The organism is Streptomyces adelaidensis (genome assembly GCF_016598475.1).
Classification (GTDB): domain Bacteria; phylum Actinomycetota; class Actinomycetes; order Streptomycetales; family Streptomycetaceae; genus Streptomyces; species Streptomyces adelaidensis.
In genome coordinates, this window is the sequence record NZ_JAEMUX010000002.1 from 81874 (window position 1) to 94210 (window position 12337).

General features: G+C 71.8%; 10 protein-coding genes. 3 read left to right on the forward strand and 7 right to left on the reverse strand.

Features of this window, described 5'->3' with window-relative positions; all coding sequences use genetic code 11:
• Positions 1-3: 3 nt before the first annotated feature.
• Both I8N67_RS01295 and I8N67_RS01300 read left to right on the forward strand, forming a co-directional pair.
• Positions 4-2316 (forward strand): hypothetical protein, encoded by a 2313-nt coding sequence (locus I8N67_RS01295; RefSeq protein WP_200300672.1) that lies wholly within the window; start codon positions 4-6, stop codon positions 2314-2316.
• Positions 2306-2914, forward strand: coding sequence for a hypothetical protein (locus I8N67_RS01300; protein ID WP_200300673.1), 609 nt, complete (start codon positions 2306-2308; stop codon positions 2912-2914). Before I8N67_RS01295 ends, I8N67_RS01300 begins: the two co-directional genes overlap by 11 nt.
• A gap of 66 nt (positions 2915-2980) precedes the next feature.
• Here the strand turns inward: I8N67_RS01300 and I8N67_RS01305 are convergent, their stop codons facing one another.
• The 3 genes from I8N67_RS01305 to I8N67_RS01315 all read right to left on the reverse strand — a co-directional run bounded on the left by I8N67_RS01305 (position 2981) and on the right by I8N67_RS01315 (position 6121).
• The gene (locus I8N67_RS01305; RefSeq protein WP_200300674.1) at positions 2981-3976 is read right to left on the reverse strand and encodes a M28 family metallopeptidase; all 996 of its coding nucleotides are present in this window, start codon (positions 3974-3976) and stop codon (positions 2981-2983) included.
• A gap of 125 nt (positions 3977-4101) precedes the next feature.
• The gene (rarD, locus tag I8N67_RS01310) at positions 4102-5079 is read right to left on the reverse strand and encodes an EamA family transporter RarD (protein WP_307835117.1); all 978 of its coding nucleotides are present in this window, start codon (positions 5077-5079) and stop codon (positions 4102-4104) included.
• A 187-nt stretch (positions 5080-5266) separates the two neighbouring features.
• The gene (locus I8N67_RS01315; RefSeq protein WP_200300675.1) at positions 5267-6121 is read right to left on the reverse strand and encodes an NAD(P)H-binding protein; all 855 of its coding nucleotides are present in this window, start codon (positions 6119-6121) and stop codon (positions 5267-5269) included.
• 90 nt (positions 6122-6211) lie between these two features.
• On the opposite strand from I8N67_RS01315, the gene I8N67_RS01320 reads away from it, so the two are divergent.
• Entirely contained in the window at positions 6212-6616 is a 405-nt protein-coding gene (locus I8N67_RS01320; RefSeq protein WP_200300676.1) for a winged helix-turn-helix transcriptional regulator, read from the forward strand.
• Positions 6617-6682: 66 nt separating this feature from the next.
• Here I8N67_RS01320 and I8N67_RS01325 read toward each other — a convergent pair whose 3' ends face one another.
• From I8N67_RS01325 to I8N67_RS01340, 4 genes are all read right to left on the reverse strand, one after another.
• On the reverse strand, positions 6683-7768 hold the full coding sequence (locus tag I8N67_RS01325) for a 2-oxoacid:ferredoxin oxidoreductase subunit beta (protein WP_200300677.1): 1086 nt from the start codon (positions 7766-7768) through the stop codon (positions 6683-6685).
• Entirely contained in the window at positions 7761-9689 is a 1929-nt protein-coding gene (locus I8N67_RS01330) for a 2-oxoacid:acceptor oxidoreductase subunit alpha (protein WP_200300678.1), read from the reverse strand. Before I8N67_RS01330 ends, I8N67_RS01325 begins: the two co-directional genes overlap by 8 nt.
• A 231-nt stretch (positions 9690-9920) precedes the next feature.
• Positions 9921-10580, reverse strand: a complete 660-nt coding sequence (locus I8N67_RS01335) for a LuxR C-terminal-related transcriptional regulator (protein WP_307835121.1) — start codon at positions 10578-10580, stop codon at positions 9921-9923.
• 354 nt (positions 10581-10934) lie between these two features.
• Positions 10935-12275 carry a sensor histidine kinase gene (locus I8N67_RS01340; RefSeq protein WP_200300779.1) on the reverse strand — a complete coding sequence of 447 codons (1341 nt, stop codon included), beginning with the start codon at positions 12273-12275 and terminating at the stop codon, positions 10935-10937.
• Positions 12276-12337: the final 62 nt, after the last annotated feature.

Below are 12337 nucleotides of genomic sequence, written 5' to 3' on the forward strand. Positions count from 1 at the left end.
ACGATGACTCGACTCAGCCGCGAACAGAAGCGGGAACTCAAGCGCGCCGGGCGCGCGCCGGCCGCTCCGACCCCGATCGACGTACGCGTCTGCGCCGAGCGCGGCGCGACCGTCGGCGGCATGCCGGTCCCCCCGGCCGCCGGGGAGTCCCTCCAGGCCGCCGCCCTCGACTACCTCCACCGCCTCGCCCTCGCCACCGGCCACCCCGTCCTCGCCACCGTCCACGACGAACGCATCGGCTACGTCGTCCCCCTCCAGGTCCACGTCGACGGCTCCAGCCACTACGCCGGGGAGCCGGTTCAGGTGGGCGAGCCGAGGGGGTACGCGGCGGCATCGCCACCTGTGCCCGAGCCGGCCGCCCCGCCGAGGCCGCGCCGCGACAAGTCGACCCATGTGCTGCGCGGGGTACCGGAGTCGGCGGCGGGAGCTGAACTCGGGGGTTCTCAGGGACAGTCGGGTACGTCGGCGAAGCCGTCGGCGTACGCGCCACCACAGCCCGAGCGGCAGCCGCAGCCACGGCTGGAGGCGCCCGCACGGCCGGAACCCCAGTGGCAGGCACCGACCCCGGTGCGTCCGGAGCCGCAGGCCCAGCCCGAGCGGCAGCCTCAGGTACGCCCGGAGCCGCAGTGGCAGGCGCCGGTACGGCCGGAGCCGTCGCAGGCCCAGGACGAACGGCAGTCGGCACCGCAGCCGCAGGCCCAGCCCGAGCCTCAGGTACGCCCGGAGCCGCAGTGGCAGGCGCCGGTACGGCCGGAGCCGTCGCAGGCCCAGGACGAACGGCAGTCGGCACCGCAGCCGCAGCCGCAGCCGCAGGCCCAGCCCGAGCGGCAGTCAGCACCGCAGCCGCACCCCCAGCCGCAGCCGCACTCCCAGCCCCAGCAGCCGAGGCGGGAGCCCAGCACGATGCGGTTGTCGGCGGCGCAGGCGGCGACCTCGCCGGAGCCGGAGCAGGCCCCGGCGGACACCACGGCAGCGGTGACTCCGGCGCCGAAGCGAGAGCCCCGGACGATGCCGCTGACGGCGGCGAAAGAGAAGCAGGGCCACGGCCAGAGCCACGGCCAAGGCCTGGACCACGGCCAGGGCCAGAGCCACGGCCAAGGCCTGGACCACGGCCAGGGCCAGGGCCAGGGCCAGGGCCAGGGCCAGGGCCAGGGCCAGGGCCAGGGCCAGGGCCAGGAACAAGCTGAGCCCGCCGCAGCCCCCGTCGCCCCGTCGACGTTCGTGCTGCGGGCGGTGCCTGAGCCGAAGGACGGCCCGCTGGCACGGCCGGAGCCGGAGAACGGCCCGCTGGCGCGGCCGGAGCCGAAGGACCGGCCCCTGGCGCAGCCACCCCGCACGCCGAACCTCCCCCTGACCATGCCTGGCATCCCCGTGGACCCGGACACCGAGTCCCCGTCACCCGTCGCCCCCGCCCGGGAAGCGGCCCCCTCCACCGGTACGGTCACACCGTCGACCGGCGAGTTCGGCCCGGCCCCGGACTCCGAACCGCCCGCGCCGGCGACCTCACAGACCTGGCAACCGAGCCAGCCCACACCCCCACGGTCCCCCGCCTCCCTGGAGCCCCAGCCCTGGCCCCCGGCACCGGCCCCGGCCGAGATCCACACGAGCGCCCCCACCCCCACCCCCGAACGCACGTCCACTCCCGACCCCGCGGCCGCACCCCCCGCACTCGCCCCTCCGGCGGAGTCCGCCACCGACGCCTACTCCGCCCCCGAGTGGAAGGTGATGGAGGAGGACGCGGCCCCGAAGCCCGCTCCCGTACGGGAGTTCGACGCGGTGGCCGAGGCGGTGCTGGACACGGCGGAGGAGGACGGCGGCCCGGCGTCACCGTTCTCGGAGTCCGTGTCGCGGATCAACGAGGCGGTGAAGGTGGGCCGGATCCAGGAGGCCGCCGAGATGGCCGAGCAGACGGTCGGCCAGGCGACGGCAGCCCTCGGCCCGCAACACCCCGAGGTCCTGCGGCTGCGCGAACTCACCGCCTACATCGCCTACTTGGCCGGTGACGCGCTGCGGTCCTTCCATCTCTCCCTCGACCTGGCCGGCCTCCGCCACCGCCTGCGCGACCAGCGTGCCGCGTACGGCAACATCCAGAGCGCGGCGGCGGCCTGGCGCGCGGTCCGCGACCCGCTCCAGGGCCTGCACCTGGGCCGGGACCTGATCGCCGTCTGGACCGAACTCGCGGCCGACGCCGGCCCCGCCGCCGACGACCTGGAACAACTCGACAAGGCCCGCACCCGCATGGCCCGCCTCACCGAACGCGCCCGCGCCCTCGACGCGGCCCCCTACGCCGGAAGCCCCCACGCCCATGGCCAGTGATTCCAGTGACCGCAACCGGCCCGGCGGCGCACACGCCCTCACCCCCATCCCCCGCGCGCGAGCCGAGGTCTCCTTCAACGAGCGCGCCGGCACCATGAGCCGGCGCACCACCGAGCGCCCGACAAACGCCGGGACCCGACGGCAGACCGACGGATCCGCACACCGCACCCCCGAACCCGCCCCCGAACACGCCCCCTGGAGCGCCCGCGCGGCAGCCCTCCGCTCCACCGGACCGGCCCCCTCCCGGGGCCCCGCGAAGGGCGCCGCCCCGATCCCGACGCACCCCGCGGCCGTACGGGCTGCCGTAGGCGTCGACCTCGCATCGCTCACCCCGGAGCAGCGGCAACGTCACCTGGCCGGGCTGGGCGCCCTCCGCTCCGGAGGCACCGCGGACCCCGCGCGGGGCACCCGTACGCCCACGGCGGTCGCGTCCCGGCTCCGCTCGACGAGCGCGACGCCGGTGCACACCCACACCCACACCCACACCCACACCCACGCCCACGCCCACGCGGCGGAACGCGCCGCCTCCGCGATCACCCGCACACGGGCACCCGGCGTTCCCCAGGGCCCGGGACCGGCCGCGGGCCCACGCCGCTGACCGACCCCGGACCCGCGAGGACCCGTCCTGAGCTGGTCACTCCGACGCGGGTTACTCCCAAGCGGGTTACTCCGACAACTCCCACACCGCGTACGCCAGCGCGTCCCCGTTCCGGTCGAGCGCCGTGTCGTTGATGTTGGAGGTCGTGTCGCAGGAGGAGTGGTAACAGCGGTCGAAGGCCTGGCCGGAGGTGCCGCCCCACTTGGTGACCTGCGCGGCGGTCTTGGCGCGGCTGGCGCCGGTGAAGAGGCCGCCGACGGGGATGCCCGCGCTCTTGAACGGCGCGTGGTCGGAGCGGCCGTCGCCCTCGGTCTCGATCTCGGTGGGCACGCCGATGCCCATGAAGTAGTCCTTGAAGGTCCGTTCGATGGTCGGGTCGTCGTCGTAGACGAAATACCCGGGGTTCGGCGAGCCGATCATGTCGAAGTTGAGGTAGCCGCTGATCCGGGCGCGGTTCGCGGTCGACAGGCTGTTGACGTAGTAGCGCGAGCCGACCAGGCCCAGTTCCTCCGCACCCCACCAGCCGAACCGGAGGTGCTTCGTGGGCTGGTAGTTCGCGCGGGACACGGCCAGCGCGGCCTCCAGCACGGCGGCGGAACCCGTGCCGTTGTCGTTGATGCCGGCGCCCGAGGTGACACTGTCCAGGTGTGATCCGGCCATGACAACCTGGTTCGGGTCGCCGCCGGGCCAGTCCGCGATCAGGTTGTACCCGGTGCGGCCGCCGGACGTGAAGGACTGCACGGTGGTCGTGAAGCCCGCCGCGTCGAGCTTGCCCTTCACGTAGTTGACGGAGGCCAGGTACCCGGCGCGGCCGTGCGCCCGGTTGCCGCCGTTCGCCGTGGCTATGGACTGGAACTGCGTGAGATGCGCCTTGACGTTCGCCACCGGCAGGTCGGGGGCGGCGGCCACCTCCACGGGCGGCGCGGCCGCGCCCAGCGGGGCGGGTGCCGCCCCGGCCATCGACCCGGTCGTCAGGAGCGCGGCCGCCGCGACGACGGCGGTGACGGCGGCCCGCCCGGGTCTACGGGCGGAGAACGCCAGGTGCGGAACGGAGAGCTTCATGTGGGGGCTCCGAATTCCATAGGGACCTCATGGCCGGCTATTGGCCAGTGCATGACATGTCCACAGTGAATGGGGTGCCTGGATGGTGCTGGTGGGACTGACTCTCCGTCAAGAGCGCTATTCGGTCAGGGGGTGCGAGTGGCGGAGGGCTGAGCGACCGCCTCCAACCCCTCCACCGCCGCCGTCCCCTCGCGCTCCTCCAGCCGCCGCCGCGCCCCCCGTGCCGTCCGCAGCGCGTCCCACGTCAGCAGGGACAGCGCCAGCCACACCAGCGCGAAGCCCGCCCACCGCTCGGGCGGCATGGCCTCACCGAAGTACAGAACGCCCAGCAGGAACTGGAACACGGGCGCCAGGTACTGCAACAGCCCCAGCGTGGACAGCGGCACCCGGATCGCGGCCGCCCCGAAGCAGACCAGCGGCAGCGCGGTCACCAGACCGGTCGCGGCGAGGAGCAGGGCATGCCCCGTCCCCTCCGCGCCGAAGGTGGCGTCCCCCTCAGACCCCAGCCACAGCAGATAGGCCAGCGCGGGCAGGAACTGGACCGCGGTCTCCGCGGCGAGCGACTCCACGCCGCCGAGGTTGAGCTTCTTCTTCACCAGCCCGTACGTGGCGAAGGAGAAGGCGAGGCACAGGGAGATCCACGGCGGTCGCCCGTAGCCGATCGTGAGGACGAGGACGGCCGCGAGGCCGACGCCGACCGCCGCCCACTGCACGGGCCGCAGCCGTTCCTTCAGCAGCAGGACACCGATGGCGATGGTGACGAGGGGGTTGATGAAGTACCCGAGGGAGGCCTCGACGACCTGGTGGGTGTTCACGGCCCAGATGTAGACGCCCCAGTTGACGGTGATCACCGTCGCCGCGACCGTGATCAGGCCGAGCTTGCGCGGCTGCCGCAGCAGCTCGCCGGCCCACGACCAGCGGCGCAGCACCAGCAGCGCGATGCCCACGACCGCGAGGGACCACACCATGCGGTGGGCGAGTATCTCCACCGCCCCGGAGGGCTTGAGCAAGGGCCAGAAGAGCGGTACGAGCCCCCACATCCCGTACGCCGCGAAGCCGTTCAGCAGCCCTATCCGGTGTTCGCCCCTCGGCTGCGCCGCCACGGCCCCCTCCTTCTGTCCGGCACGAAAGTCCTCAAGAAGGTAACGCCGGGCACCCCCGGCTGTCATACCCGTATCGAGATACGGTCATGACAGCCGGGGGTCGGCACCCCGAGGGGGAGTTCGGGGCCTGTGAACGGGCCGGGCCGGACCCGGAAGGTGCGGGCCCAGGTCCTGGCCGGCGGGGCCCTTACGCCTTGAGCGCCGCCGCGATCGAGTCCGCGATCGGCGTCGTCGGGCGGCCGATGAGGCGGGAGAGGTCGCCGGAGGAGACGACCAGCTCACCCTTCTCGACGGACGCGTCGACGCCCGCGAGGATCGCGGCGAACCCCTCGGGGAGCCCGGCGCCGGTCAGGATGCCGACGTAGGTGTCAGTGGGGACCGGGTTGTCGGCGATCTCCTTGCCGGTCTGCCGGCTCAGCTCGGCCGCGTACTCGGCGAAGCTCCAGGCGACGTCGCCGCCGAGCTCGTACGTCTGGTTCTCGTGACCCTCGCCGGTCAGCACGGCGACCGCGGCGGCCGCGTAGTCGGCGCGGGTGGCGGAGGAGACGCGGCCCTCGCCGGCGCCGTGGGTGACGGCGTTGTACTCCAGCACCGGGCCGAGCTGCTCGGTGTAGTTCTCGTTGTACCAGCCGTTACGGAGCAGGGCGTAGGTCAGACCGGAGGCGAGCAGGGCCTCCTCGGTGCCGCGGTGGTCGTCCGCGAGCGCGGCCGTCAGGCTGCCCGGCGCGCTGGTGTACGCGAGGAGCGCGGCCCCGGCGGCCTTGGCGGCCTCGATGACGACCTTGTGCTGGCCGACACGGTCGGAGCCGACCTCGTTGCCGGATATCAGCAGCACCTTGTCACCGGCGGCGAAGACACCGTCGAAGGTCTCGGGCGTGTTGTAGTCGGCGACGGCGATCTTCACGCCGCGCGCCGCGAACCCGGCGGCCTTCTCCTCGCTGCGTACGACGGCCGTGATCTGCTCGGCCGGGACCTTCTCCAGCAGCCCCTCGACGACGAACCTGCCAAGGCTTCCGGTCGCTCCGGTGACGACGATGCTCATGATGAAACTCCTCCAAGGGGCGGGTGTGCCGCTAACCCTAGGGGGTGCGCTAACTCTTCGAAAGTACCCACTTTGAAGTAAGGTACTGGCATGGGAGTAAGCGAGCGAAGTGCGCGAGTGGGACCGCCGGCCGGCAAGTACGACCTGGACGGCGAGGGGACCTGCCCCTCCCGCCTCGTCCTGGAGCACGTCACCAGCCGCTGGGGCGTCCTGGTCCTGATCGAGCTGTCGGAGCGGTCGTACCGCTTCAGTGAGCTGCGCCGTGCGATCGGGCGGGTCAGCGAGAAGATGCTCACCCAGACGTTGCAGACCCTGGAGCGCGACGGGCTCGTCCACCGCGACGCCAAGCCCGTGATCCCGCCCCGCGTCGACTACTCGCTCACCGACCTCGGCCGCGAGGCCGCCGAGCAGGTGCGCACGCTGTCGACCTGGACCAGGGACCGCATGGCCGAGGTGGAGGAAGCGCGCCGGACGTACGACGAGGCCCGGGCCTGACGGCGAGACCCGGGCCGGTGGACGTGGACACGAACGGGACGGACGCGGACACGGACGGGACGGACGTCAGCCGACGACCGTCCAGGTGTCCCCGCCCGCCAGCAGCGCCGACAGGTCGCCCTTGCCGAACTGCTCGATGGCGGTGTCCAGTTGGTCGGCCATCTGGGTGTCGTAGACGGGCCGTTCGACGGACCGCAGCACGCCGATCGGGGTGTGGTGGAGGGTGTCGGGGTCAGCGAGCCGGGACAGCGCGAAGGCCGTGGTCGGGGACGCCGCGTGGGCGTCGTGGACCAGGATCCGCGACTCGTTCTCGGGCGTGACGGTGACGACCTCGAGGTCGCCGGTCACGTCGTCCCGTACGACCCCCCGCGCGCTGTCCGTGCCGAACCGGATGGGCCGGCCGTGCTCCAGCCGGATCACGGCCTCCTCCGCCTGCTGCCGGTCCTTGAGGACCTCGAAGGCGCCGTCGTTGAAGATGTTGCAGTTCTGGTAGATCTCCACGAGCGCCGTGCCCGGGTGGGCGGCGGCCTGGCGGAGCACCTCGGTCAGATGCTTGCGGTCGGAGTCGACGGTCCGGGCGACGAAGGACGCCTCCGCCCCGATGGCAAGGGACACCGGATTGAAGGGAGCGTCCAGCGACCCCATGGGCGTCGACTTGGTGATCTTCCCGACTTCGGAGGTGGGGGAGTACTGGCCCTTGGTCAGGCCGTAGATCCGGTTGTTGAAGAGCAGGATCTTGAGGTTCACATTGCGGCGCAGGGCGTGGATCAGATGGTTGCCGCCGATGGACAGCGCGTCGCCGTCACCCGTGACGACCCACACCGACAGATCGCGCCGCGAGGTGGCGAGCCCGGTCGCGATCGCCGGCGCCCGCCCGTGGATGGAATGCATCCCGTACGTGTCCATGTAGTACGGGAAGCGGGACGAGCAGCCGATGCCCGAGACGAAGACGATGTTCTCCTTGGCCAGCCCGAGCTCGGGCATGAAGCCCTGCACGGCGGCCAGGACCGCGTAGTCGCCGCAGCCGGGGCACCAGCGCACTTCCTGATCGGACTTGAAGTCCTTCATGGACTGCTTGGCCTCGGCCTTCGGCACCAGGGAAAGCGCCTCGATCCCGCCCGCCCGGGTGCCTTCCGTGGACGTCTCAGCCATCGATGGCCTCCTTGAGAGCCGTGGCGAGCTGCTCCGCCTTGAACGGCATGCCGTTCACCTGGTTGTACGAGTGGGCGTCGACCAGGTACTTCGCCCGGATCAGCATGGCGAGCTGCCCGAGGTTCATCTCGGGGATCACCACCTTGTCGTAACGCCTCAGCACCGGGCCGAGATTCCGCGGGAAGGGGTTCAGATGCCGCAGATGCGCCTGCGCGATGGACTCCCCGGCCGTCCGCAGCCGCCGTACCGCCGCCGTGATCGGCCCGTACGTCGACCCCCAGCCGAGGACGAGCGTGCGCGCCTCGTGCGGATCGTCGACCTCGACGTCCGGTACGTCGATCCCGTCGATCTTCGCCTGCCGGGTCCGCACCATGAAGTCGTGGTTGGCCGGGTCGTACGAGATGTTGCCCGTGCCGTCCTGCTTCTCGATGCCGCCGATCCGGTGTTCGAGCCCCGGCGTGCCCGGGATCGCCCACGGGCGGGCCAGGGTCTGCGGGTCGCGCTTGTACGGCCAGAAGACCTCGGTGCCGTCGTCGAGGGTGTGGTTGGGGCCCTGGGCGAACTGCACGGTGAGGTCGGGGAGTTCGTCGGTCTCCGGGATGCGCCAGGGTTCCGAACCGTTGGCCAGATAGCCGTCGGAGAGCAGGAACACGGGCGTGCGGTACGTCAGCGCGATCCGGGCCGCCTCGATGGCCGCGTCGAAGCAGTCGGCCGGAGTGCGCGGCGCGACGACCGGCACCGGCGCCTCCCCGTTCCTGCCGTACATCGCCTGGAGCAGATCCGCCTGCTCGGTCTTGGTCGGCAGCCCGGTGGACGGCCCGCCGCGCTGGATGTCGATGACGAGGAGCGGCAGTTCGAGCGAGACGGCGAGCCCGATGGCCTCCGACTTGAGAGCCACGCCGGGGCCGCTCGTGGTCGTCACGCCCAGGGAACCCCCGAACGCGGCCCCCAGCGCCGCCCCGATGCCCGCGATCTCGTCCTCGGCCTGGAAGGTCCGTACGCCGAAGTTCTTGTGCCGGCTCAGCTCGTGCAGGATGTCCGAGGCCGGAGTGATCGGGTAGGAGCCCAGGTAGAGCGGCAGATCCGCCTGCCGCGAGGCCGCGATCAGCCCGTACGACAGCGCCAGGTTCCCGGAGATGTTCCGGTACGTGCCCACGGGGAAGGCGGCCGAGGCCGGCGCGACCTCGTAGCTCACCGCGAAGTCCTCGGTGGTCTCCCCGAAGTTCCACCCCGCGCGGAACGCGGCGAGGTTGGCGGCCGCGATGTCGGGCTTCTTGGCGAACTTGGTGGCCAGGAACTTCTCGGTGCCCTCGGTCGGCCGGTGGTACATCCATGACAGAAGGCCGAGCGCGAACATGTTCTTGCTGCGCTCGGCCTCCTTACGGGTGAGGTCGAATTCCTTGAGGGCCTCGACGGTGAGAGCGGTCAGCGGCACCGGATGGACGCTGTATCCGTCGAGCGAGCCGTCCTCCAGCGGACTGGTCGCGTAGCCGACCTTCTGCATCGCCCGTTTGGTGAACTCGTCCGTGTTGACGATGAGCTCCGCGCCGCGCGGTACGTCGCCGATGTTCGCCTTCAGCGCGGCCGGGTTCATGGCGACGAGCACATTGGGCGCGTCACCCGGGGTGAGGATGTCGTGGTCGGCGAAGTGCAGCTGGAAGCTGGACACACCCGGGAGGGTGCCGGCGGGGGCGCGGATCTCGGCGGGGAAGTTCGGCAGGGTGGAGAGGTCGTTGCCGAAGGACGCGGTTTCGGAGGTGAAGCGGTCGCCGGTGAGCTGCATTCCGTCACCGGAATCGCCCGCGAACCTGATGATCACCCGATCGAGCCGGCGGACGTTCTTCGTTCCCGCCGAATTGCGCTGTTCTCCCAGAACGGACTCGTCGGCCTGCTCCGCTGGGCTGCTGACCTGGCTGGTCACTGAACTTGACCTCCTTTGAGGCGGCTGTCCGGGAACGGCCGTCCCGCGGGCCCTCCCAAGACCAACCCTACGTCGGCGAGGGTGGCCTCCCCTCGTCCTTTCGCCTGATGGACGCTGTTTTGAGACTCCTGGACGCTCCGACTTGTCATGATTCACCCGATGTGGGATGGGAGTGTGGGGTGGAGATCGAGGGGGAATGGCTCGGAAGCCTACTGACACGGTGTCAGATGATCACGAGTTGAGGTAGGTGAGCACCGCCAGCACCCGGCGGTGGTCCCCGTCGCTCGGGGACAGTCCGAGTTTCAGGAAGATATTGCTGACGTGCTTCTCGACCGCCCCGTCGCTCACCACCAGCTGCCGCGCGATCGCCGAGTTCGTCCGCCCTTCCGCCATCAGCCCCAGCACCTCCCGCTCCCTCGGGGTGAGCCGCGCGAGCACATCCTGCTTCCGGCTCCGCCCGAGCAGCTGCGCGACCACCTCGGGGTCCAGCGCCGTACCCCCGCGGGCCACCCGCACCACCGCGTCGACGAACTCCCGCACCTCGGCGACCCGGTCCTTCAGCAGATACCCGACGCCGTGACTGGACCCCGCGAGCAGCTCGGTGGCGTACCGCTCCTCCACGTACTGCGACAGCACGAGCACCCCGATCTCCGGATGCTGTTTCCGCAGCAGCACGGCCGCCCGCACGCCTTCGTCCGTATGGGTGGGCGGCATGCGTACGTCCGCCACGACCACGTCCGGGAGGTCGTCCTGCGCCGCGAAGTCCGCGATCGTCTTGATCAGCGCGTCCCCGTCCCCGACCCCCGCCACGACATCGTGCCCCCGGTCGGTCAGCAGCCGCGTCAGGCCCTCCCGCAACAGCACCGAATCCTCGGCGATGACCACCCGCACCCTGTCCTCCACGCCCTGTCCCCCCACTGCTACCGCCCGTCCGCCCCCGGCCCGGCACATTTCGCCCCGGCCCGCACAACAACAGGACCAGCATTCCAGCAACGGGACGCCAAGGCGCCGGGCAGACGAGAAAACAGGGGCACGGACGGCCCAGGGAGGGGGTGGGGTTGTTCAGGGGTGGGCCCCGGCGGCCTCAAGGCCAGGGCCGAGGAACAGCGCCCCCGAAGGGGCGCGGGGAACTGCGCGACCAGCCACACCCACCCGCACCCGCACCCACACACCCCCTTCGCCCCACTGAGGATGGCGCAGCCCAGCCACCGAACCACCCCCCCGGCCCCCCAACCCGCAGCCCTCTCAGACCGCCCGCCAAGGCAACTCCGCGGTCACCCGAGTCGGCCCCCCGCCCGGTGAGTCGACCACCAGAATCCCGTCGACCGCCCCGATCCGCTCCGCGAGGCCCGCCAGCCCGGACCCGGCCGAGGTGTCAGCACCGCCCACCCCGTCATCGATGACCTGGAGCATCAGCCGGTCCTCCACCCTCCACACATCCACGGTCGCCCGCGAGGCCCCCGCGTGCTTGCTCACGTTCTGCAGCAGCTCGGACACCGTGAAGTACGCGATCCCCTCGATCGCCGGCACCGGCCGGGCCGGCAGATCCACGTCCACCACCACCGGCACCGCACACCGCGAGGCGATCGCCGACAGCGCCGCGTCGAGCCCCCGGTCGGTCAGCACGGCCGGGTGGATGCCCCGGGCGAGGTCCCGCAGCTCCTGAAGCGCCGTCTTGACCTCCCCGTGCGCCGAGTCCACCATCAGGGCCGCCGCCCGGGGGTCCTCCGTCAGCTTCTCCTTCGCCAGCCCCAGATCCATGGCCAGCGCCACCAGGCGGGCCTGCGCCCCGTCGTGCAGATCACGCTCGATACGCCGCAGGTCGGCGGCCGCCGTGTCGATCACGACCCCCCGGTCGGACTCCAGCTCGACCAGCCGCGCCCCCAGCCGCGACGGGCCCAGCAGCGTGCCCACCAGCACCCGGTCGACCGTCGTCAGCGCCCGCACGATCCACGGCGTGGCCATGGTGAACAGGAGCCCGACCAGCGCGGTCACGGTCACCTCGAACGGGTTGTTCAGGTACACGGCGTGCGTCTCGTCGCCGTACAGCTGCAAGCCGTCCTGCCCGGCCCACACGGGGAAGACCCAGAACCACAGCGGATACGTCAGCAGGGCCCAGCCGTACGTCCAGAAGGTCACCGCCACGACGAACGAGAACACGGCCCAGGGGAACTGCACGAACGCGTACAGCAGATGCCGCCACGACGCCCCGCTCCGCAGCACGGCGCCCATCCACGCCATCGGCCCGCGCCCCTTCATCCGCAACGGCTCCGGCCGGTCCACCTCCACCCCGAGCAGCACCCGGGCCCGCCCCCGCTCCAGCGCGCCGAGCCCCCGGCACCCGGCCAGCCCCGCCGCCAGCACCGGCACCCCGAGGAAGGTGATCAGCAGGCCCGCGCCGACCGACACCATCGTCACGGCGTACGTGAACATCAGGATCGCCATCGGCAGACTCAGCAGCACATAGCCGTACTCCCGCCAGCTGCGCCCCTCCAACGGCGCCCGCAGCCCGGCCGGCAACCGCCGCCTCTCGCCGCTCCCGTCCCAACCGCCGTACCCACGCCCGTACCCGTACTCCGTGGCCATCACCATCGCCCGTCCCTACTCGCCCCGCACTCCACGTGCCCTACCCCCACCCTCCTCGCCCC

Excerpts from the sequence above, each read along its gene's own strand:
- I8N67_RS01315 (WP_200300675.1), bottom strand. The coding sequence starts at position 6,121 with ATGAGCATCGTCGTCACCGGAGCGACCGGAAGCCTTGGCAGGTTCGTC.
- I8N67_RS01325 (WP_200300677.1), bottom strand. The coding sequence starts at position 7,768 with ATGGCTGAGACGTCCACGGAAGGCACCCGGGCGGGCGGGATCGAGGCG.
- I8N67_RS01295 (WP_200300672.1), top strand. The coding sequence starts at position 4 with ATGACTCGACTCAGCCGCGAACAGAAGCGGGAACTCAAGCGCGCCGGG.
- I8N67_RS01320 (WP_200300676.1), top strand. The coding sequence starts at position 6,212 with ATGGGAGTAAGCGAGCGAAGTGCGCGAGTGGGACCGCCGGCCGGCAAG.
- I8N67_RS01300 (WP_200300673.1), top strand. The coding sequence starts at position 2,306 with ATGGCCAGTGATTCCAGTGACCGCAACCGGCCCGGCGGCGCACACGCC.
- I8N67_RS01340 (WP_200300779.1), bottom strand. The coding sequence starts at position 12,275 with ATGGCCACGGAGTACGGGTACGGGCGTGGGTACGGCGGTTGGGACGGG.
- I8N67_RS01305 (WP_200300674.1), bottom strand. The coding sequence starts at position 3,976 with ATGAAGCTCTCCGTTCCGCACCTGGCGTTCTCCGCCCGTAGACCCGGG.